Annotated in this window: 27 protein-coding genes, 1 pseudogene and 1 riboswitch; of the genes and pseudogenes, 12 read left to right on the plus strand and 16 right to left on the minus strand. The window is 71.7% G+C overall.

Going from position 1 to position 23,566, the window contains the following annotated elements; genetic code table 11:
* The first annotated feature begins 2 nt into the window (after window positions 1–2).
* Together sdhA and RI578_RS15265 are read left to right on the plus strand one after the other, a co-directional pair.
* Window positions 3–1,757: a succinate dehydrogenase flavoprotein subunit gene (gene sdhA / locus RI578_RS15260; protein WP_310871614.1), complete on the plus strand. Its 1,755-nt coding sequence runs from the start codon at window positions 3–5 to the stop codon at window positions 1,755–1,757.
* The gene (locus tag RI578_RS15265; RefSeq protein ID WP_121748809.1) at window positions 1,757–2,530 is read left to right on the plus strand and encodes a succinate dehydrogenase iron-sulfur subunit; all 774 of its coding nucleotides are present in this window, start codon (window positions 1,757–1,759) and stop codon (window positions 2,528–2,530) included. The genes sdhA and RI578_RS15265 overlap by 1 nt, the downstream gene beginning before the upstream one ends.
* 88 nt (window positions 2,531–2,618) lie before the next feature.
* Here the strand turns inward: RI578_RS15265 and RI578_RS15270 are convergent, their stop codons facing one another.
* The 3 genes from RI578_RS15270 to RI578_RS15280 form a co-directional block, all read right to left on the minus strand.
* Window positions 2,619–2,885, minus strand: a complete 267-nt coding sequence (locus RI578_RS15270) for a TM2 domain-containing protein (RefSeq protein WP_121748808.1) — start codon at window positions 2,883–2,885, stop codon at window positions 2,619–2,621.
* A gap of 230 nt (window positions 2,886–3,115) precedes the next feature.
* Window positions 3,116–3,535: a DUF2752 domain-containing protein gene (locus RI578_RS15275; RefSeq protein ID WP_310871615.1), complete on the minus strand. Its 420-nt coding sequence runs from the start codon at window positions 3,533–3,535 to the stop codon at window positions 3,116–3,118.
* On the minus strand, window positions 3,528–3,968 hold the full coding sequence (locus RI578_RS15280) for a TM2 domain-containing protein (protein ID WP_310871616.1): 441 nt from the start codon (window positions 3,966–3,968) through the stop codon (window positions 3,528–3,530). Before RI578_RS15280 ends, RI578_RS15275 begins: the two co-directional genes overlap by 8 nt.
* Window positions 3,969–4,137: 169 nt before the next feature.
* Here RI578_RS15280 and RI578_RS15285 point away from each other — a divergent pair, with 169 nt between their 5' ends.
* The 4 genes from RI578_RS15285 to RI578_RS15300 all read left to right on the plus strand — a co-directional run bounded on the left by RI578_RS15285 (window position 4,138) and on the right by RI578_RS15300 (window position 6,350).
* The gene (locus RI578_RS15285) at window positions 4,138–4,548 is read left to right on the plus strand and encodes a VOC family protein (protein WP_310871617.1); all 411 of its coding nucleotides are present in this window, start codon (window positions 4,138–4,140) and stop codon (window positions 4,546–4,548) included.
* A gap of 101 nt (window positions 4,549–4,649) precedes the next feature.
* Window positions 4,650–5,057: a hypothetical protein gene (locus tag RI578_RS15290; protein ID WP_310871618.1), complete on the plus strand. Its 408-nt coding sequence runs from the start codon at window positions 4,650–4,652 to the stop codon at window positions 5,055–5,057.
* Window positions 5,058–5,061: 4 nt separating this feature from the next.
* Window positions 5,062–5,547 carry a DCC1-like thiol-disulfide oxidoreductase family protein gene (locus tag RI578_RS15295; RefSeq protein WP_310871619.1) on the plus strand — a complete coding sequence of 162 codons (486 nt, stop codon included), beginning with the start codon at window positions 5,062–5,064 and terminating at the stop codon, window positions 5,545–5,547.
* A gap of 11 nt (window positions 5,548–5,558) precedes the next feature.
* Complete coding sequence (locus RI578_RS15300; protein ID WP_310871620.1) at window positions 5,559–6,350, plus strand: TetR family transcriptional regulator; 792 nt, start codon at window positions 5,559–5,561, stop codon at window positions 6,348–6,350.
* Window positions 6,351–6,353: 3 nt separating this feature from the next.
* Here RI578_RS15300 and RI578_RS15305 read toward each other — a convergent pair whose 3' ends face one another.
* On the minus strand, window positions 6,354–7,724 hold the full coding sequence (locus RI578_RS15305) for a metallophosphoesterase (protein ID WP_310871621.1): 1,371 nt from the start codon (window positions 7,722–7,724) through the stop codon (window positions 6,354–6,356).
* Between the two features lie 18 nt (window positions 7,725–7,742).
* Window positions 7,743–7,982: an SCO4848 family membrane protein gene (locus tag RI578_RS15310; protein WP_053135976.1), complete on the minus strand. Its 240-nt coding sequence runs from the start codon at window positions 7,980–7,982 to the stop codon at window positions 7,743–7,745.
* Window positions 7,983–8,073: 91 nt separating this feature from the next.
* Between RI578_RS15310 and RI578_RS15315 the strand changes: the two genes are divergently transcribed.
* Complete coding sequence (locus RI578_RS15315; protein WP_399060241.1) at window positions 8,074–9,366, plus strand: D-alanyl-D-alanine carboxypeptidase family protein; 1,293 nt, start codon at window positions 8,074–8,076, stop codon at window positions 9,364–9,366.
* On the opposite strand, the gene RI578_RS15320 is transcribed toward RI578_RS15315, so the two are convergent.
* The 4 genes from RI578_RS15320 to RI578_RS15335 are packed head-to-tail and all read right to left on the minus strand — an operon-like array spanning window position 9,314 to window position 12,159.
* On the minus strand, window positions 9,314–10,255 hold the full coding sequence (locus RI578_RS15320; RefSeq protein ID WP_310871623.1) for a YihY/virulence factor BrkB family protein: 942 nt from the start codon (window positions 10,253–10,255) through the stop codon (window positions 9,314–9,316). The two genes, RI578_RS15315 and RI578_RS15320, sit on opposite strands and share 53 nt — an antisense overlap.
* Entirely contained in the window at window positions 10,243–10,713 is a 471-nt protein-coding gene (locus RI578_RS15325) for a GtrA family protein (protein WP_310871624.1), read from the minus strand. The genes RI578_RS15320 and RI578_RS15325 overlap by 13 nt, the downstream gene beginning before the upstream one ends.
* Complete coding sequence (locus tag RI578_RS15330; RefSeq protein WP_310871625.1) at window positions 10,707–11,657, minus strand: decaprenyl-phosphate phosphoribosyltransferase; 951 nt, start codon at window positions 11,655–11,657, stop codon at window positions 10,707–10,709. Before RI578_RS15330 ends, RI578_RS15325 begins: the two co-directional genes overlap by 7 nt.
* Window positions 11,650–12,159, minus strand: coding sequence for a phosphatase PAP2 family protein (locus RI578_RS15335; RefSeq protein WP_310871626.1), 510 nt, complete (start codon window positions 12,157–12,159; stop codon window positions 11,650–11,652). Before RI578_RS15335 ends, RI578_RS15330 begins: the two co-directional genes overlap by 8 nt.
* 133 nt (window positions 12,160–12,292) lie before the next feature.
* Here RI578_RS15335 and RI578_RS15340 point away from each other — a divergent pair, with 133 nt between their 5' ends.
* Both RI578_RS15340 and RI578_RS15345 read left to right on the plus strand, forming a co-directional pair.
* Complete coding sequence (locus tag RI578_RS15340; RefSeq protein ID WP_310871627.1) at window positions 12,293–13,642, plus strand: FAD-binding oxidoreductase; 1,350 nt, start codon at window positions 12,293–12,295, stop codon at window positions 13,640–13,642.
* A gap of 8 nt (window positions 13,643–13,650) precedes the next feature.
* Entirely contained in the window at window positions 13,651–14,406 is a 756-nt protein-coding gene (locus RI578_RS15345) for a decaprenylphospho-beta-D-erythro-pentofuranosid-2-ulose 2-reductase (RefSeq protein ID WP_310871628.1), read from the plus strand.
* A 15-nt stretch (window positions 14,407–14,421) separates the two neighbouring features.
* Here the strand turns inward: RI578_RS15345 and RI578_RS15350 are convergent, their stop codons facing one another.
* The 6 genes from RI578_RS15350 to RI578_RS15375 form a co-directional block, all read right to left on the minus strand.
* Window positions 14,422–15,000, minus strand: a complete 579-nt coding sequence (locus tag RI578_RS15350; RefSeq protein WP_310871629.1) for a 2'-5' RNA ligase family protein — start codon at window positions 14,998–15,000, stop codon at window positions 14,422–14,424.
* 174 nt (window positions 15,001–15,174) lie between these two features.
* Window positions 15,175–16,188: a tryptophan--tRNA ligase gene (gene trpS / locus RI578_RS15355; protein ID WP_383559046.1), complete on the minus strand. Its 1,014-nt coding sequence runs from the start codon at window positions 16,186–16,188 to the stop codon at window positions 15,175–15,177.
* Between the two features lie 53 nt (window positions 16,189–16,241).
* Window positions 16,242–17,687: a glycine hydroxymethyltransferase gene (locus RI578_RS15360; RefSeq protein WP_310871630.1), complete on the minus strand. Its 1,446-nt coding sequence runs from the start codon at window positions 17,685–17,687 to the stop codon at window positions 16,242–16,244.
* A gap of 29 nt (window positions 17,688–17,716) precedes the next feature.
* Window positions 17,717–17,803: riboswitch (ZMP/ZTP riboswitch) on the minus strand.
* A 59-nt stretch (window positions 17,804–17,862) separates the two neighbouring features.
* Window positions 17,863–19,050 (minus strand): glutathionylspermidine synthase family protein, encoded by a 1,188-nt coding sequence (locus tag RI578_RS15365; protein ID WP_310871631.1) that lies wholly within the window; start codon window positions 19,048–19,050, stop codon window positions 17,863–17,865.
* A gap of 8 nt (window positions 19,051–19,058) precedes the next feature.
* Window positions 19,059–19,421 carry a hypothetical protein gene (locus RI578_RS15370; RefSeq protein WP_310871632.1) on the minus strand — a complete coding sequence of 121 codons (363 nt, stop codon included), beginning with the start codon at window positions 19,419–19,421 and terminating at the stop codon, window positions 19,059–19,061.
* 80 nt (window positions 19,422–19,501) lie between these two features.
* The gene (locus RI578_RS15375) at window positions 19,502–20,890 is read right to left on the minus strand and encodes a PLP-dependent aminotransferase family protein (RefSeq protein WP_310871633.1); all 1,389 of its coding nucleotides are present in this window, start codon (window positions 20,888–20,890) and stop codon (window positions 19,502–19,504) included.
* Between the two features lie 47 nt (window positions 20,891–20,937).
* On the opposite strand from RI578_RS15375, the gene RI578_RS15380 reads away from it, so the two are divergent.
* The 3 genes and pseudogenes from RI578_RS15380 to RI578_RS15390 all read left to right on the plus strand — a co-directional run bounded on the left by RI578_RS15380 (window position 20,938) and on the right by RI578_RS15390 (window position 22,605).
* Complete coding sequence (locus tag RI578_RS15380) at window positions 20,938–21,447, plus strand: carboxymuconolactone decarboxylase family protein (protein ID WP_310871634.1); 510 nt, start codon at window positions 20,938–20,940, stop codon at window positions 21,445–21,447.
* Window positions 21,444–21,890, plus strand: coding sequence for a carboxymuconolactone decarboxylase family protein (locus RI578_RS15385; protein ID WP_310871635.1), 447 nt, complete (start codon window positions 21,444–21,446; stop codon window positions 21,888–21,890). Before RI578_RS15380 ends, RI578_RS15385 begins: the two co-directional genes overlap by 4 nt.
* A pseudogene (locus RI578_RS15390) lies at window positions 21,887–22,605 on the plus strand (isocitrate lyase/phosphoenolpyruvate mutase family protein). Before RI578_RS15385 ends, RI578_RS15390 begins: the two are co-directional and overlap by 4 nt.
* A 3-nt stretch (window positions 22,606–22,608) precedes the next feature.
* Here RI578_RS15390 and RI578_RS15395 read toward each other — a convergent pair.
* Window positions 22,609–23,565, minus strand: coding sequence for an ABC transporter substrate-binding protein (locus RI578_RS15395; protein ID WP_310871636.1), 957 nt, complete (start codon window positions 23,563–23,565; stop codon window positions 22,609–22,611).
* Between the last annotated feature and the right edge of the window lies 1 nt (window position 23,566).

Here is a 23,566-nt window from a genome sequence, read left to right on the forward strand (position 1 = left end):
TCATGAAGGTACACAAGTACGACACCGTCATCGTCGGCGCCGGTGGCGCCGGCATGCGCGCGGCCATCGAGTCGACGAAGCGCAGCCGCACCGCCGTCCTGACGAAGCTCTACCCCACCCGCTCCCACACCGGCGCGGCGCAGGGCGGCATGGCCGCCGCGCTGGCCAACGTGGAGGAGGACAACTGGGAGTGGCACACCTTCGACACGGTCAAGGGCGGTGACTACCTGGTCGACCAGGACGCCGCCGAGATCCTGGCGAAGGAGGCCATCGACTCGGTCCTCGACCTGGAGAAGATGGGCCTGCCGTTCAACCGGACGCCGAACGGCACCATCGACCAGCGCCGCTTCGGCGGTCACAGCCGCAACCACGGCGAGGCGCCGGTCCGCCGGTCCTGCTACGCGGCCGACCGCACCGGTCACATGATCCTCCAGACGCTGTACCAGAACTGCGTCAAGGAGGGCGTGGAGTTCTTCAACGAGTTCTACGTCCTGGACCAGCTGATCACCGAGGTCGACGGCGTCAAGAAGTCGGCCGGTGTGGTCGCCTACGAGCTGGCCACCGGCGAGATCCACGTCTTCCAGGCGAAGTCCGTGATCTACGCGTCCGGCGGCACCGGCAAGTTCTTCAAGGTGACGTCCAACGCGCACACGCTGACCGGTGACGGCCAGGCGGCCGTGTACCGGCGCGGGCTGCCGCTGGAGGACATGGAGTTCTTCCAGTTCCACCCGACCGGCATCTGGCGCATGGGCATCCTGCTGACGGAGGGCGCCCGCGGTGAGGGCGGCATCCTCCGCAACAAGGACGGCGAGCGCTTCATGGAGAAGTACGCGCCGGTCATGAAGGACCTCGCCTCCCGCGACGTCGTCTCCCGCTCCATCTACACGGAGATCCGCGAGGGCCGCGGCTGCGGTCCCGAGGGCGACCACGTCTACCTGGACCTCACCCACCTCCCGCCGGAGCAGCTGGACGCCAAGCTGCCCGACATCACGGAGTTCGCGCGGACCTACCTCGGCATCGAGCCCTACACGGACCCGATCCCGATCCAGCCCACCGCCCACTACGCGATGGGCGGCATCCCGACCAACGTCGAGGGTGAGGTCCTGCTGGACAACACCACCGTCGTCCCGGGCCTGTACGCGGCCGGCGAGGTCGCCTGCGTGTCCGTGCACGGCGCCAACCGCCTGGGCACCAACTCGCTGCTGGACATCAACGTCTTCGGCAAGCGGGCCGGCATCGCGGCGGCGGAGTACGCGCAGAAGGCGAACTTCGTCGAGCTGCCGGAGAACCCGGAGTCCCTGGTCGTCGAGCAGATCGAGCGGCTGCGCTCCTCCACCGGCACCGAGCGGGTGGCGACGCTCCGCCGCGAGCTGCAGGAGACCATGGACGCCAACGTCATGGTGTTCCGCACCGAGCAGACGATCAAGACGGCCGTCGAGAAGCTCGCCGAGCTGCGCGCCCGCTACAAGAACGTGTCGATCCAGGACAAGGGCCGGCGCTTCAACACCGACCTGCTGGAGGCCGTCGAGCTGGGCAACCTGCTCGACCTGGCCGAGGTCATGGCGGTGTCCGCGCTCGCCCGCAAGGAGTCGCGCGGCGGTCACTACCGCGAGGACTTCCCCAACCGCGACGACGTCAACTTCATGCGCCACACCATGGCGTACCGCGAGGTGGGCGACGACGGCGCCGAGTCCATCCGGCTCGACTACAAGCCGGTCGTCCAGACCCGCTACCAGCCGATGGAGCGTAAGTACTGATGGCTACCCCTGTCATGGAGAAGAGCGACAAGGCTCCCGAGCCCGGCTTCGCCGACTCCCCGTACATCACGGTCACCTTCCGCGTCCGGCGGTTCAACCCGGAGGTCTCGGCCGAGGCGACCTGGGAAGACTTCCAGCTGGAGATCGACCCGAAGGAGCGTGTCCTCGACGCGCTGCACAAGATCAAGTGGGACCTCGACGGAAGCCTCACCTTCCGCCGCTCCTGCGCGCACGGCATCTGCGGTTCCGACGCCATGCGGATCAACGGCAAGAACCGCCTTGCCTGCAAGACGCTGATCAAGGACATCAACCCCGAGAAGCCGATCACGGTCGAGGCCATCAAGGGCCTGACGGTCCTCAAGGACCTGGTCGTCGACATGGAGCCGTTCTTCCAGGCGTACCGGGACGTGATGCCCTTCCTGATCACGAAGGACACCAACGAGCCGACGCGTGAGCGCCTCCAGACGGCCGAGGACCGCGAGCGCTTCGACGACACGACGAAGTGCATCCTGTGCGCCGCCTGCACGTCCTCGTGCCCGGTGTTCTGGAACGACGGGCAGTACTTCGGCCCGGCGGCCATCGTCAACGCGCACCGCTTCATCTTCGACTCGCGTGACGAGGCCGGCGAGCAGCGGCTGGAGATCCTCAACGACCGCGACGGCGTCTGGCGCTGCCGCACGACCTTCAACTGCACGGACGCCTGCCCGCGCGGTATCGAGGTCACCAAGGCGATCGCGGAGGTGAAGCGGGCGCTGATCACGCGCCGCTTCTGACCCGCGCGCCGACGCGCACGACCGAGGGCCCCGATCGCATCGACGCGATCGGGGCCCTCGGTCGTTACCGCGAGGCCGTGAGGCGGCGTCAGCCGCGCAGCACCCGGCCCTCCTTGTCGGTGCGGTCGTTGCTGACCAGGAAGATGATGCCGTCGATCAGCGCCCAGAAGCCCAGGCCACCGCAGGTGAGCAGCTGGGCGACGCCGACGCCGACGGAACCGACGTAGAAGCGGCCGATGCCCAGGGTGCCCAGGAAGAGCTGGAGGATGCCGGCGACGATCTTCGACTTGTCGGAGTACGGGCGGCCCTGCGGGTCGAAGCCGTAGGGAGCGGCGGGGTTCGGGGGGACGGTCACGGTGGTGCTCCTGGGGAGATGTGAAACGGGCCGGGACGGATTGCCCGGGGGCCCAGGAAGGAACGCCGCTGATCGCACACTGACCGTGCACGGCGGCCCACGACGCAACGGCGTGGCCGTCCCCCCTGTGCGTAGGGAGCATAGAGAGACGGGTGGGGCATGTGGGAGTGGATTCGATCGAACGTTCCCATTCCGTGATCATTCGATCACGACTCCGGCACCAAGGCGCCTCAGACGAGGTTGCGGACCACCGTCCAGGCCACCGCCGTCAGCAGGATCAGGGCCTGGGCCCAGGGCGCGATCCGGGGCTTGTAGAAGCGGCCGCGCAACCCCTCCGCCGTCCAGCGACCCCACAGCGCCAAGGCGAACGGCGCGGCGAGCAGCAAGGCGCGGTTGTCCAGCCAGGCGGCGGTGAAGTGACCGTGCATCAGGTCGTACGCCATGCGCGTGCCACCGCAGGCCGGGCACAGCAGACCGGTGACGTACCGGAACGGGCACTGGGGCAGGAGGTGGCCGGGCTCGTGCGGGTCGGTGAACCACAGGTAGCCGGCGCCCGCGGCGCCCGCGACGAGCACCGCGAGGGGTGCCGCCGCGGGATGCCAAGGCGGGCGCCGCCCGTTGGACGGCACCGAACGCGCCGCGTCAGCCACGCAGGATCCGCCCCTGGTCGTCCGTGCGGTCGTTGCTGACGAGGTACATGATGCCGTCGATCAGCGCCCAGAAGCCGAGCCCGCCGCAGGTGAACAACTGGGCCAGGCCGATGCCGACGGAACCGGTGTAGAAGCGACCGATGCCGAACCCGCCGAGGAAGAGCTGGAGCACACCGGCGACGATCTTCGACTTGTCGGAGTACGGGCGCCCATAGGGGTCGTAGCCATAGGGCGCGCCGGGGTCGCCGGCGTAGTACCCGGGCGCCTGCTGGTACCCGGGCGCCTGATAGCCACCGGGCGCCTGCTGGTAGCCGGGCTGCTGGTAGCCACCCTGCGGGTAGCCGTAGGGGCCGGCCTGGCCGGCCGCGCCGGGACCCTGGTTCGGGTAGCCGTAACCGGGCGGCTGGGACGGCTGCTGCGGCTGCTCGCTCACGGTGGTGTCACTCCTGGAAGGTACGGGAAACTGCCGGTCATACTGTAGGACTCGGCGGCCAAAGAGAAGTCGGGCCCCGGGAACGGCCGTCCGCCCGGGCGAGTGACCCCGCCACCGCCCCGCCCGCCGGTTCCGTCCACTCCACGCGGCACGCACCTAATCTGACGTCATGTCAGATCATGAGTCGTACGAACTGCTCGGGTTCGACAACGTGCTGCTGCCCGTCGGGGACCTCGGTGCGGCCGTCGACTTCTACGAGCGGGCCGGCTTCCCGGTCGCCTTCCGGCTCGACGAGGCCGGCATCGCACTGCTGAAGGCCGGGGGCGAGACGCCGGGCATCCTCCTGCGGGCGGAGGAGGGGTTCGGGCAGCGGCCTCCGCTGTGGCCGTCCGCGCGGGTGTGGCTGGAGGTGGCGGACGCCCGCACGGCGGCCCGGGCGCTGCGCGACGCGGGAGTGGCACCGCTGGACGAACCCTTCTCCGTCGCCACCGGCTGGACCGTCGAGTTCGCCGACCCGTGGGGCAACGTCATCGGGCTCACGGACTACTCCAAGCGTCCGGAGCTGGGCCGCCGGCCGTAGCCGGGTGACGCGGACCACTCCCCCGCGAGTTGAACACGTTCAAAAGCAGGTCTAGAGTCATCCCCGTCAGCGTTTTGAACGCGTTCAAGAAGGGGTGGGGCATGGACCGCACCGTCATCGCCTACGTCATCTACCTGCTGGTCAGCATCGGCCTGACCATCTGGGTGGCCCGCACGCTCAGCCGCAACGGCAGGGTCTTCCTCGCCGACGTGCTGCACGGCAACGAGAAGCTCGCGGACGCCGTCAACCACCTCCTGGTGGTCGGCTTCTACCTCGTCAACCTCGGCTTCGTCGCCCTCTATCTGAGTGGCGACGAGACCATCGCCGACACCCGCGAGATCTTCGAGGCCCTGTCGACCAAGCTGGGCGTGGTGCTGCTGGTGCTCGGCGTGATGCACCTGGGCAACGTGTACGTGCTCAACAGGATCCGGCGGCGCGGGATGATGGAGCGCGAGCAGGTTCCGCCGGTCCCGCCGCAGGGCTGGGTGGCACCGACGGCCGGGGCCTAGGCCGATGGCGTCCGCTCCCACGACGGCCGGCGCCCCCGTGCGCCGGCTCACCGTCCTCTACGACGCCGAGTGCTCCCTGTGCACCCACGTACGGGACTGGCTGCTGCGGCAGCCGCGGCTGGTGCCGCTGGAGTTGGTCACGGCCGGGTCGGACGAGGCGCGCCGGCGGTTTCCCGGCCTCGACCACTCCGTCACCCTTGACGAGGTCACCGTCGTCGGGGACGCCGGGCAGGTCTTCCGGGGCGCCGCCGCCTGGATCGTCGTCCTGTGGGCGCTGCGCGAGCACCGCGCGCTCGCCCACCGGCTCAGCACGCCCACCGGGGCGTGGCTGGCCCGGGGAGCCGTCCTGGCCGCCGCCAAGTGGCGGGGCGGGCAGCGGCAGTGGGGCGGCAACGGGTACCGCCGGGCCGACGGGTGGGCCTACGAACCGGGCCGCGGGTGGATCTATGTCGTACCCGGCTGCGACGACGCCACCTGCGCCACTCGTTAGGCTCTCGTCCTGTGCCTGCGAAGAACGACGGCCCCGACGACGGAGCCCCCCTCAGCAAGTCCGAGCAGACCCGCGCGCTGATCCTGGAGACGGCCATGCGGCTCTTCCAGGAACGCGGTTACGACCGGACGACCATGCGGGCCATCGCCCAGGAGGCCGGGGTCTCCGTCGGCAACGCGTACTACTACTTCGCCGGCAAGGAGCACCTGATCCAGGGCTTCTACGACCGGATCGCCGCCGAGCACCAGGCGGCGGTCCGGGAGGTGCTGGCCCGGGAGACCGACCTGGAGGCACGGCTGGCGGGGGTGCTGAAGGTCTGGCTGGACATCGCGACCCCGTACCACGAGTTCGCGGTGCAGTTCTTCAAGAACGCGGCCGACCCGGACAGCCCCCTCAGCCCCTTCTCCCCGGAGTCGGAGCACGCGCGCGTGGAGGCCATCAGCGTCCACCGCTCGGTGCTGGCCGGCACGAAGACCAAGGTGCCCGCGGAGCTGCGGGACATCCTGCCCGAGTTGATGTGGCTCTCCCAGATGGGCCTCGTCCTGTACTGGATCTTCGACCGCACGGAGGGCCGCGAGCGGAGCTACCGCCTCGCCGAACGCGGCGCCCGGCTCACCGCGCGGGGTGTCGTCCTGGCCCGCTTCCGGGTGCTGCGCCCGCTGGTGCGCGAGGTGCACGAGCTGTTCAGGGACTTCCTGCCCGGGATGACCAAGGCGCTCCCGGACCCGGCGAAGAAGGCGGCGCCCTCCAGGGACACCTCTGGGGACGACTCTGGGGACGCCCCCGAGGACGCCCCCAGATAGGGCCTAGGCCCGCAGTGAGGCCAGTTCGATCACCGTGACGTCCGACTCCGCCCCCACGCGCGTGGGCGGGCCCCAGGCGCCCGCGCCGCGGCTGACGTAGAGCTGGGTGTCGCCGTAGCGTTCCAGGCCCGCGACGGTGGGGTTGGCGAGGCCTGCGAGGAGGTTGCCTGGCCAGAGCTGGCCGCCGTGGGTGTGGCCGGAGAGCTGGAGGTCGACGCCGTGGTCGACGGCGTCGTGGATCTGCACCGGCTGGTGGGCGAGGAGCACGCACGCGCGGGCGCGGTCCCGGTCGCCGAGGGCCTTGGCGTAGTCGGGGCCCTGACCCTCGTCCTCGCCCGCCACGTCGTTGACGCCGGCGAGGTCGAAGTGGGGCAGCTCGGTGCGGGCGTTCTCCAGCGGGAGCAGGCCGAGCCGCCGTACCTCGTCGACCCACTGCTCGGCGCCGGAGAAGTACTCGTGGTTGCCGGTGACGAAGTACGCGCCGTGCCGGGCCTTGAGACCGGCCAGCGGGGCGGCCGCCGGGCCGAGGTCCTTCACGCTGCCGTCCACCAGGTCGCCGACGACGGCGATGAGGTCGGGCTGCGTGGAGTTGATCGTGTCGACGACCTTCTGCGCGAAGCCCCGGCCGAGCACCGGGCCGAGGTGGACGTCGCTGACCACGGCGATGCGGAAACCGTGCGCCGCGCGGGGGAGCTTGGCGAGCGGCACGGTGACCCGCTTCACGCTCGGGCCGTTCAGCACGCCGTACGTGCCGTAGCCGACCGTCCCTACGGCCGCCGCGGCGGCGGCACCGCCGAGGACGCGGGAGACGAAGAGACGGCGGGAGGGGAGGGCGAGAGGGCGCTCGGGCGGACCGCCCGCCGTGGCGCCGGACGGCGGCTTCTCGGGGGTCTCGGGTGCCTTGGGGGGCTCGGGTGCGTTGGGTGCCTCGGGTGCCTCGGCCGTTTCCGCCGTCTTGGGCGGTGCCGTTCCGGCCGGTATGCGCTTCGTGTCCGCGGCCGGGGATCGCAGCGGCTCCGGTTCGGGCTCCGCTGCCGCCTGCCGCGCGGCCGCCCGCCGCTCCAGGAACCGCAGCAGCAGCGGCCGTACGACCTCGCCGGCCAGCACCGCCAGCAGCAGGTAGACCGACAGCGCCAGCCACAGGAAGCCCGGCCAGGCCAGCACCTGCTGGAGCCAGAAGGGGGCGCCCGCGCGCTCGGAGACCAGCGCGCCGACGGCCAGCGCCCAGCCCCCGGCGATCACCACGGCGCCGATACGGCGCACGGGACCGGGGCCCCGGGTCGTGTCACGGAACAGGCGCCGCCACACGTACCAGTTCGACGTCACGAGGACGCTCACCACTGCCAGCGCGACGAGCGCGAAGACGACCACCATGCCGTCGTATCCCCTCAGTTATGACGTTCGGCGCAGTGCGCGCAGTCCACGCAACCCGATGACCCCGACGACCGTCCCCAATACGAAGGACACGACGGCGAGCAGCAGGTGCACCCAGAAGTACGCCGTGGGGTCGCCGTCCTCGAAAGCGAGCCCGCTGCCGTCCTTGACCAGGTTTTTGACGAAAGTGATCCAGATGATCCAGCTCCACACCCCGAAAGCGAGCAGGAACCAGGAGACGGGGCGGCTGAGCTTCATGGTTTCAGTATCGCCGCACGGTGTCCGGATCCGTGCGCGGGGTCGGGAGGGGGGTGTGAAGCCGTCGCTCCCGGGAGGTACGTTCTCGCTCGTGCCCGCACCCAAGAAGGCCGTCAGGCGATCCCTGACGGTCACCTCCGCCGCCCTGACCGCTCTCGCCCTCCTCACGCCCGCCGCGCTCGCCGCCCCGAGCCCGTCGGCGAGTTCCTCGGCGAGCCCGTCGGCCACTCCGCCCGCGTCGATGTCGACCGTGGGCGGCGCGCGGCTCGGGAAGCCCGGGACGCAGGTGGATCTGGCGGGCGGGGCACCCGTGCTGCCGAAGGACCTCACCGCACGCTCGTGGATCGTGGCCGACGCCGAGTCCGGCGACGTGCTGGCCGCGCACAACGCGCACTGGCGGCTGGCGCCGGCGAGCACGCTGAAGATGCTGTTCGCCGACACACTGCTGCCGAAGTGGCCGAAGACGACCAAGCACAAGGTCGTCCCCTCCGACCTCGCGGGCATCGGCGCCGGCTCCAGCATGGTCGGCATCAAGGAGGACGAGACGTACACCGTCCACGACCTGTGGCTCGGTGTCTTCCTGCGCTCCGGCAACGACGCCGTGCACGTGCTGTCGGCGATGAACGGCGGTGTCGACAAGACCGTCGAGGACATGAACGAGCACGCCGAGGAACTCCAGGCCCTCGACACGACCGTCGTCAGCCCCGACGGCTACGACGCGCCGAAGCAGGTCTCCTCGGCGTACGACCTGACGCTGTTCGCCCGCTCGGGACTGCAGAAGAAGGACTTCCGCGAGTACGCCTCGACGGTCAGCGCGAAGTTCCCGGGCGAGACGAAGAAGGACAAGAAGGGCAAGACGTCCCGCAAGCCCTTCGAGATCCAGAACACCAATCGGCTGCTCGCCGGCGACTCGGACGTCGGCGTCTACCCGGGCATCGCGGGCGTGAAGAACGGCTACACCACCAACGCCGGATACACCTTCACGGGCGTCGCCGAACAGGGCGGCAAGGTGCTGCTCGTCACGGTCATGAACCCGGCGAAGGACGAGCACAACGAGGTCTACAAGGAGACCTCCCGCCTGTTCGACTGGGGCTTCAAGGCGGCCGGCAAGGTGGAGCCGGTGGGCGAGCTGGTGCCGCCGAAGAGCGCCGTCCAGGAGAGCCCGCAGCCGGGTTCGAGCGCCTCCGGGGAGGCCGGCGGCACCGGGAAGGGCGCGGCGGGCACACAGCCGGTGGCGGGCGCCCCGGCAGCGAACGGCGCCGGCGGCATCGGTGTCGCGGCCGGTATCACCGCCGGACTGCTGGTCCTGCTCGCGGGCGGCGCGTTCCTGATCAACCGGAAGTGGCCGCTGCCGGACCTGGTCCGTCGCCGGACGCGCCCGTGACCTCCGCCTCGTCCGTCTTCTCCGTCTGCTCCACTTCCTGCGCCTTGCTGCCCGTCGCCGTCCAGGAGGCGCTGAACAGCACCAGCTTCGAGGTGAAGTTGATCCACAGCAGCAGGGCGACGGGGACGCCGAAGGCGCCGTACATGCTCTTCGCGGCGACGCCCTGCATGTAGCCGCTGAGCAGCAGCTTCAGCAGCTCGAAGCCGATCGCGCCGATCAGCGCCGCCACCACCAGGCGGCGGCGCGCGGGCTGGACGCCGGGGAGCAGGGTCAGCACGTACAGCAGCAGGAGGAAGTCGGCGAGTACGGCGACGGCGAACGCGGCGACGTAGAGCAGCACCCCGCCGAAGCCGCCCTCGGCGATGCCCAGCTGGCGGATGATCCAGCCGACCAGCGCCGAGGCGACGGTGGAGATGCCGACGGTGACCAGGAGCGCGCCGCCGAGACCGACGAGGACGCCAGCGTCCTTGGCCCGGTGCAGGAAGGGGTTCTCCTCCTCGTCGGGCAGCTCCCAGACGGCGCGCAGGCAGCCCCGGGTGGCGTCGACCCAGCCGATGCCGGTGAACAGCAGCAGGGCGCCGGCGATGAGGCCGACGGTGCCGGCGTTGTCGATCAGACTCTGGATGTTCAGCTGGTCGGAGATGCCGGGGATCTGCTCGGCGATCTTGTCCTGGAGCTGGTCCTGCTGGTCCTTGCTGAGCGTCGCGGCGGCGATGGCGGCGGCCAGGCTGAGCAGCGGGAAGAGCGCGACGAAGCTGGTGAAGGTCATGGCGGCGGCCAGCCGCGTCCACTTCACCCGGTCCAGCCGCTCGTACGAGCGCCACGCGTGCGTGGTCATCAGCCGTGCCAGCCACGGCCCGACCACGGGGAGCTTCTTCAGCCAGTCCATGATCCGACTCTGCCCCCACTCGCCCGGGTCCATGATCCCGTCGTGCCACCGGTTCCTGCCCCGGTACGGAAGACCAGTGTTCTTGTGCCCCAGAAACGCAGGATGGTGGCCAGGACCATGCCGATTCCCGCGCCGGAGATCGTGTCGGCCCGCTGCGAGGTGAGGCCCAGGGCGTAGTGGCTGACGGCCAGGCACAGCAGCTGTACGGCGGCACCGGCGGCGTTCACCGCGAAGAACACGGCGTACGGGCGCAGGCCCTGCGGGCGGATGTGCCGGTAGGTACCGAAGGCGTTGCCCGCGTACGCCACGGAGCAGCCGGCGACGAAGGACAGGGCCTTCGCGGTGAGCGGGTCGAGACCGGCCGGGCCGCGCAGCCAGGTGAAGAGGCCGAGGTCGACGGCGTAGGCGAGGAGACCGGTGGAGGCGAAGCCCAGCAGCTCGCGCCGGCCGGCTACCAATTGGCCACGGCCAGGCCGTACATCGCCACCCACACCACGCCGATCAGCGCGAGCGCCCGGTCGCGCAGGACGACGTCCTCGGGTTCGCCGGCGGTGCCGCGGTCGGCGAAGACGGCGTAACGCAGGACGGCGAGGATGAAGGCGACCATGGACAGCTGGCGCCAGGGCAGCACGCTGGTGTGCGGGACGCCGCCCTCCTCCATCGCCCACAGGCAGTAGCCGAGGACGGCGACGCCGGCCGCGAGCTGCCAGACGAAGCGGAGGTAGCCGGTGGTGTACTCGGTGAGCAACGCGCGCGTGGCACCCGCCTTCTCGGCCATCTGGACGGCTTCGGAGTAGCGCTTGGCGGAGACCATGAACAGCGCGCCGAAGCCGGTCGTGATGAGGAACCAGCGGGACAGGGGGATGCCGAGCGCGAGTCCGCCGACCATCGCCCGCATCAGGAAGCCGGTGGTGACGACGGCGAGGTCGACGACCAGGACGTGCTTGAGGCTGATGCAGTACGCCAGTTGCATGGCGAGGTAGGCGGTCAGCAGGGCCGCGACGGCCGGCGGGCAGAGCCAGGCCGCGACGACGGGCGCGAGGACGCCCAGGACGCCCCCGACGGCGTAGGCGACGGGCACCGGGACCTGTCCGGCGGCGACCGGGCGGTGCCGCTTGACCGGGTGGGCGCGGTCGGCCTCGGCGTCGCGGGCGTCGTTGACGAGGTAGACGGCGGCGGCGCAGGCGGTGAACAGGACGAAGACCAGGGCGAGCCGGGACAGGGTGTGCCAGGAGAGCAGTTGGCCGGCGGCGGCCGGAGCCGCGACGACCAGCACGTTCTTGATCCACTGGCGGGGGCGCGCGGTCCGCAGCAGTCCCGCCGGGATGCCCGCCCGGCGGGGCGGCGCGGGTTCCTGCTGCTGTTCGGGGGCGCGTTGCCGCAGGACGGCCGTGTCAGTCACGGGTGCCTCCGCGCATCCAGTCGGTGCCGAGCCGGGCCGTGAGCGCGCCCAGGGCGGCGCCCGCCGCGATGTCGGAGGGGTAGTGGACGCCGACGACCAGCCGGGAGACGCACACCGCGGCGGCGAGCGGCCAGGCGGCGTGGACGCCGAGCGCGCCGAAGGCCACGGCGGCCGCCGCCGCCGAGGTGGCGTGGGAGCTGGGGAAGGAGTGCCGGCCGGCGGTGCGCACCAGGGGTACGACGTGCGCGGGACGGGGACGGCGCACGATCCGCTTCACGCCCATGCTGGCGAGGTGGGCGCCCGCCGTGAGCGCGGTGCCGCGCAGCCAGGCCGAGCGCCGGGTGCCGTCCACGGCGGCTCCGGCGAGGCCCGCCGCGAGCCACAGCGCTCCGTGCTCCCCGGCCCAGGACAGGGCACGCGCGGCGCCGGCCACGCGCGGGTCCGTGCCGCGGGCTCTGAGCGCCGTGACGATCCGGTGGTCCATGTCGTCGAGGTCGTCCATGTGGACTCACTGTTCACGCCGACTGCGCGGGAAGTCCGGCAATATCGAGCGACATACCATTAATCACCCGTTTCGGGGACCACTGAGATGTTCTGGGACTAATCGTGCACATGAGGGCGATACGGTCACCGGCATGTCTGCCGACACCGTTCCCGTCACCGGCTGGGGCCGCACGGCGCCCACCGTCGCCCGCGTGATCCGCCCGCGCACGTTCCAGGAGGCCGCCGACGCCGTCCGCGACTGCGGCGTCCGCGGCGGCATCCCGCGGGGTCTGGGGCGGGCGTACGGCGACGCGGCGCAGAACGCCGGCGGCGACGTGCTCGACATGACGGCCCTGGACCGTGTCCACGCCATCGACGTCGACGGCGGCACCGTGCTCTGCGACGCGGGGGTCTCCCTGCACCGGCTGATGGAGGTGCTGCTGCCGCTCGGCTGGTTCGTTCCGGTGACCCCCGGCACCCGCTATGTGACGGTCGGCGGGGCGATCGGCGCGGACATCCACGGCAAGAACCACCACGTGTCCGGCTCCTTCGCGCGGCACGTGCTCTCCTTCGAGCTGCTCACCGCCGACGGCCGGGTCCGGACCGTGGACCGGGGCACGCCCCTGTTCGACGCGACCGCCGGCGGCATGGGCCTGACCGGGGTGATCCTCACCGCGACCGTGCGGCTCCAGCCGGTCGAGACGTCACTGATGTCGGTCGACACCGAGCGCGCCGTGGACCTCGACGACCTCATGGCCCGCCTGACGGCCACCGACCACCGCTACCGGTACTCGGTCGCCTGGATCGACCTGCTGGCCCGCGGCGCGGCGACCGGCCGTGCGGTGCTCACCCGGGGCGACCACGCGCCCCTGGACGCGCTGCCCGACCGGGCCCGGCGCGAGCCGCTGGCCTTCCGCACCTCCCGTCTCCCGGCCGCCCCCGACCTGGTCCCGGAGGGCCTGCTCAGCCGGACCACGGTCGGGCTCTTCAACGAGCTGTGGTACCGCAGGGCCCCCCGCCTGCGCAGGGGCGAACTCCAGCGGATCTCCGCCTTCTTCCACCCCCTGGACGGCGTCCCGCACTGGAACCGGATCTACGGCCGCGCCGGCTTCGTGCAGTACCAGTTCGTCGTCGGCCACGGCCAGGAGGACGCCCTGCGCCGGGTCGTGGGACGCATCTCCGCCCAGCGCTGCCCGTCGTTCCTGGCCGTCCTCAAGCGCTTCGGGGAGGCCGACCCGGGCTGGCTCTCCTTCCCGGTGCCCGGCTGGACCCTCGCCCTGGACATCCCGGCGGGTCTCCCGGGGCTCGGCACCTTCCTCGACGGCCTCGACGAGGAGGTCGCGAAGGCCGGCGGCCGGGTCTACCTCGCCAAGGACTCCCGGCTGCGGCCGGAGCTGCTCGCCGCGATGTACCCGCGCCTGGACGACTTCCGCGCGCTGCGCGCGGAGCTGGACCCGCGCGGGGTCTTCACCTCCGATCTCTCCCGCCGACTCACCCTCTAGGAGCTGTCGTGAAGGACGCCTTCGGCCTCCCCCAGTCCCTTCTCGTCCTCGGCGGTACGTCCGAGATCGCGCTCGCCACCGCGCGCCGTCTGGTCGCCCGCCGCACCCGTACCGTCTGGCTGGCCGGCCGCCCCTCCCCCGCCCTGGACGCGGCGGCCGAGCAGCTGCGCGGCCTCGGCGCCGAGGTGCGCACCGTCGCCTTCGACGCGCTCGACCCCGAGTCCCACGAGGCGGCGCTCGGCAAGGTCTTCGCCGAGGGCGACATCGACCTGGTGCTGCTCGTCTTCGGCGTCCTGGGCGACCAGGCGCACGACGAGCGCGAGCCGCTGAACGCCGTCAGGGTCGCGCAGACCAACTACACCGGCGCGGTCTCGGCCGGGCTGGTGAGCGCCCGCGCGCTCCAGGCGCAGGGCCACGGCTCCCTGGTGGTGCTCTCCTCGGTGGCCGGCGAGCGGGCCCGCCGCGCCAACTTCATCTACGGCTCCAGCAAGGCCGGCCTGGACGCCTTCGCGCAGGGCCTCGGCGACGCGCTGCACGGCACGGGCGTGCACGTCATGGTCGTACGCCCCGGGTTCGTGCGGTCGCGGATGACCGCGGGGATGGAGGAGGCGCCGCTCGCCACGACGCCCGAGGCGGTCGCCACGGCCATCGAGCTGGGGCTGCGGCGGCGCTCGGAGACGGTGTGGGTGCCGGGCGCCCTGCGGGTGGTGATGTCGGCGCTGCGGCATCTGCCGCGGGGAGTGTTCCGGCGGCTGCCGGTGTAGAGCCGCGGAGCGGGCCTACCGGGCGGGCAGGGAGCCGCTCTCCACGCGTCCGGCCTGCGGGGGCACCGTGGTGCTGCCGAAGGGGAACTCGCGCAGCTTGCGCCACACCCCGTCGGCGCCCTGCTCGTAGAGCGCGAAGCCGGTGCAGGGCCACTGGGCCTCGTAGTCGGACAGCTCCTCGTAGGCGCGGTCCATCGCCGCTTCCTCGATGCCGTGCGCCACGGTGACGTGCGGGTGGTACGGGAACTGCAGTTCGCGCGGCACCGGCCCGGAGGTGTCGCGGACCCGCTTCTGCAGCCAGGAGCAGGCCGCGGCGCCCTCGACCACCTGGACGAAGACCACGGGCGACAGCGGGCGGAAGGTCCCGGTGCCGGACAGCCGCATCGGGAAGGGCCGGCCGCGCGCCGCCACCTCCGCCAGGTGCGCCTCGATCGCGGGCAGCGCGGCGCCGTCGACCTCGGTCGGCGGCAGCAGGGTGACGTGCGTGGGGATGCCGTGAGCAGCGGCGTCGCCGAAGCCCGCGCGCAGCTGCTGGAGCTTGCTGCCGTGAGGCTCCGGGACCGCGATCGACACGCCGATCGTTACGGTCCCCACGTCGTCTCCTGTCGTTACGTGTCACTCGTCGTATGTCGCTGTGTCGGACACCCGGCTATCGACTGTACGGCCACGACCGTGCCCGGGGCAGGCGCAACCGGAGTGATGTGCAGCGCTACGGCGGCGTGCCGGGGCGCGTGCGGTGCTGATGCGGTGGTCGGGGCGGTGCCCCGGTCAGTGCTTGGCGGGGAGCAGGCCCAGCATGTCGTACGCCCGGGCGAGGGTCTCCGCGGCGACGGCCCGTGCCTTCTCCGCGCCCTTGGCCAGGATCGCGTCGAGGGTCTCCGGGTCGTCCAGGTACTGCTGGGTGCGCTCCCGGAAGGGCGTGACGAACTCCACCACGACCTCGGCGAGGTCCGTCTTCAGCGCGCCGTAGCCCTTGCCCTCGTACTTCTGCTCGAGTTCCGGGATCGCCGCACCGGTGAGGGTGGAGTAGATCGTGAGCAGGTTGCTGACGCCGGGCTTGTGCTCGCGGTCGAAGCGGATCACGGTGTCGGTGTCCGTGACGGCGCTCTTCACCTTCTTCGCCGTGGCCTTCGGCTCGTCGAGCAGGTTGATCAGGCCCTTGGGGGTGGCCGCCGACTTGCTCATCTTGGCGGTCGGGTCCTGAAGGTCGTAGATCTTCGCCGTCTCCTTGAGGATGTACGCGGAGGGGACGGTGAAGGCCTCGCCGAAGCGGCCGTTGAAACGCTCGGCCAGGTCGCGGGTCAGCTCGATGTGCTGGCGCTGGTCCTCGCCGACCGGCACCTCGTTCGCCTGGTAGAGCAGGATGTCCGCGACCTGGAGGACCGGGTACGTGAACAGGCCGACGGAGGCGCGGTCGGCGCCCTGCTTCGCGGACTTGTCCTTGAACTGGGTCATGCGGCTCGCCTCGCCGAAGCCGGTGAGGCAGTTCATGATCCAGGCGAGCTGGGCGTGCTCGGGGACGTGGCTCTGGACGAAGAGCGTGCAGCGGTCCGGGTCGAGTCCGGCGGCCAGCAGCTGGGCGGCGGCGAGCCGGGTGTTGGCGCGCAGCTCCTTCGGGTCCTGCGGGACCGTGATCGCGTGCAGGTCGACGACCATGTAGAACGCGTCGTGGGACTCCTGGAGGGCCACCCACTGGCGGACGGCGCCGAGGTAGTTGCCGAGGTGGAACGAGCCTGCGGTGGGCTGGATTCCGGAGAGCACACGAGGTCGGTCATTCGCCATGCGCACCATTCTCTCAGGTCCCACCGGCGGCTCGTTCCCCCGGTCGGTAGCCGTCAGCCCAGGTCGATTTCCGGGTACAGGGGGAAGCCCGTCACCAGGTCCGTGGCGCGCTGGGCGATCTCCTGGGCCACCTTCTCGTCCAGGACGTGGGCGGCCTTGGAGGGGGTGCCCGACTTGGTGGTGCCCGGCTCGGTGGTGGTCAGGACGCGGTCGATCAGGCCGGCCACCTCGTCCATCTCCGCCGTGCCCAGGCCGCGCGTGGTGAGCGCCGGGGTGCCGATGCGGATGCCGGAGGTGTACCAGGCGCCGTTCGGGTCGGCCGGGATGGCGTTGCGGTTGGTGACGATGCCGGAGTCGAGGAGGGCGGCCTCGGCCTGGCGGCCGGTGAGGCCGTAGGAGGACGCCACGTCGATCAGGTTCAGGTGATTGTCCGTGCCGCCGGTCACCAGGGTGGCGCCGCGCCTCATCAGGCCCTCGGCGAGCGCGCGGGCGTTGTCGACGATGCGCTGGGCGTAGTCCTGGAACGCGGGCTGCCGGGCCTCGGCGAGGGCGACGGCCTTGGCGGCCATGACGTGCGGGAGCGGGCCGCCGAGGACCATCGGGCAGCCGCGGTCGACCTGGTCCTTGAGGGAGTCGTCGCACAGGACCATGCCGCCGCGCGGGCCGCGCAGGGACTTGTGGGTGGTGGTGGTGACGATCTGGGCGTGCGGGACCGGGTCGAAGTCGCCGGTGAGCACCTTGCCCGCGACGAGGCCCGCGAAGTGCGCCATGTCGACCATGAGGGTCGCGCCGACCTCGTCGGCGATCTCGCGCATGATCCGGAAGTTCACCAGGCGGGGGTAGGCCGAGTAGCCCGCGACGATGATCAGCGGCTTGAACTCGCGGGCGGAGGCGCGCAGGGCCTCGTAGTCGATCAGGCCGGTCGCCGGGTCGGTGCCGTAGGAGCGCTGGTCGAACATCTTGCCGGAGATGTTCGGGCGGAAGCCGTGGGTGAGGTGGCCGCCGGCGTCCAGGGACATGCCGAGCATCCGCTGGTTGCCGAAGGCGCGGCGCAGCTCGGCCCAGTCGGCGTCGGTCAGGTCGTTGACCTGGCGGACGCCGGTCTTCTCCAGGAAGGGCACCTCGACGCGGGCACCGAGGACGGCCCAGAAGGCGACCAGGTTGGCGTCGATGCCGGAGTGCGGCTGGACGTAGGCGTGGCGGGCGCCGAACAGCTCGCGCGCGTGCTCGGCGGCGAGGGACTCGACGGTGTCGACGTTGCGGCAGCCGGCGTAGAAGCGGCGGCCGATGGTGCCCTCGGCGTACTTGTCGCTGAACCAGTTGCCCATGGTCAGGAGCGTGGCCGGGGAGGCGTAGTTCTCCGAGGCGATCAGCTTGAGCATCTCGCGCTGGTCGGCGACCTCCTGGCCGATCGCGTCGGCGACACGGGGCTCGACGGAGCGGATCACGTCGAGCGCGGCGCGGTAGGCGGTGGACTCGGGGGTGAGATCTGCGGGCATGGGGACCTCCGGACGGTGCGGTCGGCGTTCGGGTCGGCCCAGGCGCACGGCACTCGTCCTTTTCGGACCGCTCCCCGATGGTTGTCCATCCCAGCGCGCCAGTCACGGCCCACACGCAGACTACCGGGCGGCACGGAGGGCCGGGTCCCGGCGTCCACCATGCGAGCGACGGTCCTCAGAGGATGACGTGGGGCAGGAAGCGGGCGTACTCGTCCGTCACCAGGCCCGACGACTCCCTGATGCCCAGGCCCGCCGACTCGTTCTCCACCACCCACGCGCCGAGGACGACCCGGTTGCCGTCGAAGTCCGGCAGGGGGGCCAGCTCCTGGTAGCAGCAGAGGTCGGTGCGCGGGGGCGGCGCTTCCGTGCCGGGGCGGTGGATCGTGACGCCGGCGCCCTCGCGGCCCAGGAGGGGCTTGGCGACGTAGCCGGTGGTGTCGGCCAGCTCGCGAGGGCCGTCGAGGTAGGCGGGAAGGAGGTTGGGGTGGCCGGGGTACAGCTCCCAGAGGATCGCCAGCAGCGCCTTGTTGCTGAGCAGCATCTTCCAGGCGGGCTCGATCCACAGGGTGGTGCCGGTGCCGCCGCCGTTGTCGAGGGTGTCCAGGACGTGGTCGGCGAAGCGGTCGGTGGTGAGCCACTCCCAGGGGTAGAGCTTGAAGATGCTGCGGATGAAGCGGAGCCTGCTGTCGACGAAGCGGCCGGACAGGCGGTCCCAGCCGATCTCCTCCATGGAGATCCACTCGGTCTCCAGGCCGGCCTGCTCGGCGGTCTCCTTGAGGTAGGCGACCGTCATCAGGTCCTCGCCCAGCTCGTCGGCCTCGGAGTTCGCGAAGTACAGCGGGCTGCCGGGCGGGAGGAGGGCGGCCTGCTTCTTCCAGGCCTCGATGAGGCGCTCGTGGAGGCTGTTCCACTGGTCGGCGCCGGGGAAGCTCTCCTCCATCCAGAACCACTGCGGGGACGCGGCCTCGACGAGGGAGGTCGGGGTGTCCGCGTTGTACTCCAGGAGTTTGGCGGGCCCGGTGCCGTCGTAGCGCAGGTCGAAGCGGGCGTAGACGGAGGGGAGTTCGGCACGGCGGTGCCAGGCCTCGGTGACCGCCCCGACCACCCGCGGGTCGTTGATGCCGAGGTCGGCGAAGCGGCCGGCGGTGACGATGTGCTCGGCCGCCGCCAGGCACATGCGGTGGAGTTCCTCGACGACCTCCTCCAGCGCCTCGACCTCCGGGAGGGAGAAGACGTAGTAGCCGCTCTCGTCCCAGTAGGGGCGCAGGGAGCCGTCGGGGTAGCGGGTGAGGGGGTAGATGCACCCCTGCTCCTCCACTGTCTGCTGCCAGCCGGGGCGGGGCTCGGTGGTGCGGCGTTCCACGGTCGGCCTCAGCCGCCGCCGCTGCCGGAGCCGGAGCAGCCGAAGCCGCCGCGGTCGACGGCCTCGTCGCGGCTGAAGGTGCCGTAGTCGGCCCAGCCGTTGCTGACGTCGGCGTCGTAGTACCAGTCGGCGTCGGACACCTTCGACGAGCCGGGCTTCTTCTTGCCGCCCTTGCCGTACGAACCGCCGGACGAGCCCGACTTGCAGTTCTTGTCGGCGACGACCTTGTAGCCGTTGATGTAGTCGTAGCTGTCGCGGTCCACGCAGCGGCGGTCGGGGTCCGATCCGCAGGCGCTCAGGGCCGCCGCGAGCACTCCCATGCCGCCGAGCACCACGGTGCTCGACCGCAGCCGTCGCCGGGTCTCTGCCATTTCTTCCTGTCTCCCCGTTGTCCGTGCGCATGTACGACAGTTGGGCCGGTCGAGTGTACGGCCCTCGCCGCGGGTGGACTTTACGGCAGCGCCCGGCACAGCGCGTCCAGGGCCCCCGCCCAGGCGTGGTCGGGCGGGGTGCCGTAGCCGACGACGAGGGCGTCCAGCGGGGCGACGGCCGCTTCCGGGTGGCGGAACATGGACAGGCCGTGGACGGCGAGGCCGTTCCAGGCGGCGGCCCTGACGGTCTGCTGCTCGGTGCCGGGCGGCAGTTGGAGTACGGCGTGCAGTCCGGCGGCGATGCCGGTGACGCGCACGTCGGGGGCGCGCTCGGCGAGGGCGGCGACCAGCGCGTCACGGCGGCGCCGGTAGCGCAGGCGGGCGGCCCGGACATGCCGGTCGTAGTCGCCGGAGCCGAGGAACTCCGCGAGGGTCAGCTGGTCCAGGACGCCCGGGGTGCGGCCCGCCATGCCGTCCACGGCCTCCTCGACCAGCGACGGCGGCAGCACCAGCCAGCCCAGCCGCAGGCCGGGGGCGAGGGACTTGCTGGCGGTGCCCAGATAGACGACGCGGTCGGGATCCAGTCCCTGGAGGGCGCCGACGGGCTGTCGGTCGTAGCGGAACTCGCCGTCGTAGTCGTCCTCCAGGACCAGCCCGCCGGTGCGGCGGGCCCAGTCGATCAGTGCCGTGCGGCGCTCGGGGTGCAGCGGCAGGCCCAGCGGGAACTGGTGGGAGGGGGTCAGCAGGACGGCCCGGGCGGCGGCCGGGTCGTCGAGGGGGCGGGTGCCGCGGTCGTCGAAGGGCAGCGGGGGCGTGTCGCAGCCCGCGCGCCGGAGCAGCCGTCGGTGGTGGGGCAGGCCGTAGGACTCGACCGCCACGGAGCGCGCTCCCCTGCGGCGCAGCAGGTCGGCGAGGACACCGAGGCCGCCGAGGAAGCCGGCGCAGACGACGATCCGGTCGGGGTCGGCGCGCACGCCGCGGGCGCGGGAGAGGTAGTCGGCGAGGGCGGTGCGCAGTTCGATCCGGCCGCGCGGGTCGCCGTAGCCGAGCGCTTGGTCGGGGGCGGCGGTCAGGGCGCGGCGGGCCGCCTTCAGCCACTGGGCGCGGGGGAACGACGCGAGTTCGGGCGTGCCGGGGACGAGGTCGTAGGCGGGCCGGCCCGGTGCCCGCCGGTGCGGTGCCCGTCGCTGGTCGGGGGTGGCGGGCGTCCGGTCGGCGACCCGGGTTCCGGAGCCCTGGCGGGCGGCGAGCCAGCCCTCGGCGACCAGGTCGGCGTAGACCTCGGCCACCGTGTTGCGGGCCACGCCCAGGTCGGCGGCGAGCGAGCGCGAGGAGGGCAGCCGGGTGCCGGGCGCCAGCCGGCCGCCGCGGACGGCTTCGCGCAGGGCGTCGGTGAGACCGCGGCGCAGGCCGGGGCCGGAGCGGTCCAGGTGCAGGTCGACGCCGAAAGTGGCCCACGGTTTCCCCATGGAAATGGACCATACTCCTGGGCTGCCTCGCTTCTAGGCTCAAGACCATGACGACGAACGCGAACACCACCGCCGCCCCCGGCTTCGCCCCCGAGGAGGCGCCCCGCCTGGAGTGGGCCAAGCACGCTCCCGAGGTCTACAAGGCGATGATCCGGCTCGACACGGCCGCCAAGCGGGGGCTGGACCCGACGCTGTACGAGCTGGTGAAGATCCGCGCCTCCCAGATCAACCACTGCGCCCTCTGCATCGACATGCACACCAAGGACGCACTCGCGGCCGGCGAGAGCGTGGAACGGATCATCCAGCTCAGCGCGTGGGAGGAGTCGCGGCACTTCTACACGGAGAAGGAGCTGGCGGCGATCGAGCTGACCGAGGCGGTGACGGTCCTGACCGACGGCTTCGTGCCCGACGCGGTCTACGAGAAGGCCGCCGCGCACTTCGAGGAGCCGGAGCTGGCGCAGCTGATCGCCGCGATCACGGTGATCAACGCCTGGAACCGCTTCGGCGTGACGTGCCGGATGACGCCGGGTCACTACACGCCGGGGCAGCACGGATGACGGCCCGTACGACCCACCTGGACGACGGCGTCCGGTCCGCGCTCCAGGCCCTGAGCGCCGCCGCCAAGCGGGGCCTGGGCGATCCGGCCCTCGCGGAGCTGGTGCAGATCCGCGCCTCGCAGCTCAACCACTGCGCGTTCTGCCTGGACATGCATCTGGGCATCGCGCGCAAGGAGGGTGTCGGTGAACGGCAGCTCGATCTGCTCGCCGCGTGGGAGGAGGCCGAGGGGGTCTTCGACGCTCGGGAGCGGGCCGCGCTGGGGCTCACCGAGGCGGTCACGGTCCTGACGGAGGGGTTCGTGCCGGACGAGGTGTACGAGGAGGCCGCCCGGCACCTCGACGCCGACGGGCTGGCCCACCTGCTCGCGCTGATCACCGCCATCAACAGCTGGAACCGGCTGATGGTCGGCCGGCGGATTCCCCCGGGGAGCACACAGTGGTGACCAAGACCGACCGCTTCCGCGCCCTGCACCACGGCCGGGTCCCCGGCGACCCCCTCGTCCTGCCCGGACCCTGGGACGCGGCGAGCGCCCGGGTGTTCGCGGAGGCCGGGTTCCCGGCGCTCGCCACGCCCAGCGCGGGGGTCGCGGCCTCCCTCGGGTACGAGGACGGGGCGACCCCGGCCGACGAGATGTTCGCGGCGGTGGCGCGGATCGCGCGGGCCGTGGACGTGCCCGTCTCCGCGGACGTCGAGGGCGGGTACGGGCTGGCGCCGAAGGAGCTGGTGGAGCGGCTGCTGGAGGCGGGCGCCGTGGGCTGCAACCTGGAGGACTCCGCGAACGGGGTGCTCAAGGACCCGCGGGAGCACGCGGAGTGGCTCGCCGAGGTGCGGGCGGCGGCCGGGGACCGGCTGTTCGTCAACGCCCGCATCGACACGTTCGTCCGCGGTGTCGACGATCCGGGCGCGGCGATCGAGCGGGCCGCGCTGTACGTCGGCGCGGGCGCCGACTGCGTGTACCCGATCTTCGCCCCGACCGGCGTACTGCCGCTGCTGCGGGCCGGGATCCAGGGGCCGGTCAACGTCGGCGCGGTGCCCGGGGAGGCCCCTCGCCCGCCGAACTCGGCGGACTCGGGGCCACCCGGATCACGTTCGGGCCGGGACTCCAGCGGCGCGCGGAGGGCGCGGTGCGGGAGATCGCGGCGGAACTGCTGAGGTGAGGGTCAGGGCAGCCACTTCTTCCAGACGGACTCGTGGCTGTCCACCCACTTCTTCGCCGCCTCCTCGGGCCGCATCTTCTGCTCGGCGATCATCAGGGAGACCTGGTTCTGGTCCTCGGTCGTCCACTTGAAGTTCTTCAGGAACTCCGCCGCCTTGCCGCCGTCCTCCGCGAAGTCGGCGTTGAGGTACTTCTGCAGCGGGGTGACCGGGTAGGCGCAGTCGACCTTCGCCGGGTCGGCGTCGCAGCCCTCCTTGTAGGGCGGCAGCTTCACCTCGGTCATCGGGACCTTCTCGAAGAGCCACTGGGGGGTGTACCAGTAGGTCAGGAAGGGCTTCTTCTCCTTGGCGAACTGCTTGATCTGGGTGATCTGGGCGGCCTCGGAGCCGGCGAAGACGACCTTGTAGTCCAGGTCGAGATTCTCGACCAGGGCCTTGTCGTTGGTGACGTAGGACGGGGAACCGTCCATCAGCTGGCCCTTGTCGCCGCTCTCCGCGGTGCGCATCAGCTCGGCGTACTTGTCGAGGTTCTTCCAGTTGGTCACGTCCGGGTGCTTCTTCGCGAAGTACGTCGGGACGAACCAGCCGATGTGCCCGGTGACGCCGAGGTCGCCGCCGGGGGCGATGGTCTTCTTGTCCTCGACGTAGCGCTGCTCCTGCTCGGGGTGGCCCCAGTCCTCCAGGATGGCGTCGACCCGGCCCTGGCTGAGCGCGTCCCAGGCGGGGACCTCGTCGACCTGGACGGTGTCGACGCGGTAGCCCAGCTCGTGCTCCAGCAGGTACTGGGCGACGGCCACGTTGGCCTGGGCGCCGACCCAGGACTGCACGGAGAGGGTCACCGTCTTGGCGCCCTGGGCGTTGGCGTACGGGGACGCCTGCTTGGTCATGTCGGCGGCGCCGCAGCCGGTCAGCAGCGTCAGCGCGGCGACCGAGGCGATGGCGGTGGTGGTACGCATCCGCATG

This window comes from Streptomyces sp. BB1-1-1, assembly GCF_031597775.1.
GTDB classification, from domain to species: Bacteria; Actinomycetota; Actinomycetes; order Streptomycetales; family Streptomycetaceae; genus Streptomyces; species Streptomyces thinghirensis.

Coding starts and splice junctions, on each gene's coding strand:
- RI578_RS15360 (WP_310871630.1), bottom strand. CDS start 17,687: ATGCCCGCAGATCTCACCCCCGAGTCCACCGCCTACCGCGCCGCGCTC.
- RI578_RS15375 (WP_310871633.1), bottom strand. CDS start 20,890: ATGGGGAAACCGTGGGCCACTTTCGGCGTCGACCTGCACCTGGACCGC.
- RI578_RS15310 (WP_053135976.1), bottom strand. CDS start 7,982: ATGAAGCTCAGCCGCCCCGTCTCCTGGTTCCTGCTCGCTTTCGGGGTG.
- trpS (WP_383559046.1), bottom strand. CDS start 16,188: ATGGCGAATGACCGACCTCGTGTGCTCTCCGGAATCCAGCCCACCGCA.
- RI578_RS15370 (WP_310871632.1), bottom strand. CDS start 19,421: ATGGCAGAGACCCGGCGACGGCTGCGGTCGAGCACCGTGGTGCTCGGC.
- RI578_RS15290 (WP_310871618.1), top strand. CDS start 4,650: ATGGACCGCACCGTCATCGCCTACGTCATCTACCTGCTGGTCAGCATC.
- RI578_RS15305 (WP_310871621.1), bottom strand. CDS start 7,724: ATGGTGGTCGTCTTCGCGCTCGTCGCGCTGGCAGTGGTGAGCGTCCTC.
- RI578_RS15285 (WP_310871617.1), top strand. CDS start 4,138: ATGTCAGATCATGAGTCGTACGAACTGCTCGGGTTCGACAACGTGCTG.
- RI578_RS15335 (WP_310871626.1), bottom strand. CDS start 12,159: ATGGACGACCTCGACGACATGGACCACCGGATCGTCACGGCGCTCAGA.
- RI578_RS15395 (WP_310871636.1), bottom strand. CDS start 23,565: ATGCGGATGCGTACCACCACCGCCATCGCCTCGGTCGCCGCGCTGACG.
- RI578_RS15295 (WP_310871619.1), top strand. CDS start 5,062: ATGGCGTCCGCTCCCACGACGGCCGGCGCCCCCGTGCGCCGGCTCACC.
- RI578_RS15265 (WP_121748809.1), top strand. CDS start 1,757: ATGGCTACCCCTGTCATGGAGAAGAGCGACAAGGCTCCCGAGCCCGGC.
- RI578_RS15380 (WP_310871634.1), top strand. CDS start 20,938: ATGACGACGAACGCGAACACCACCGCCGCCCCCGGCTTCGCCCCCGAG.
- RI578_RS15340 (WP_310871627.1), top strand. CDS start 12,293: ATGTCTGCCGACACCGTTCCCGTCACCGGCTGGGGCCGCACGGCGCCC.
- sdhA (WP_310871614.1), top strand. CDS start 3: ATGAAGGTACACAAGTACGACACCGTCATCGTCGGCGCCGGTGGCGCC.
- RI578_RS15320 (WP_310871623.1), bottom strand. CDS start 10,255: ATGGACTGGCTGAAGAAGCTCCCCGTGGTCGGGCCGTGGCTGGCACGG.
- RI578_RS15385 (WP_310871635.1), top strand. CDS start 21,444: ATGACGGCCCGTACGACCCACCTGGACGACGGCGTCCGGTCCGCGCTC.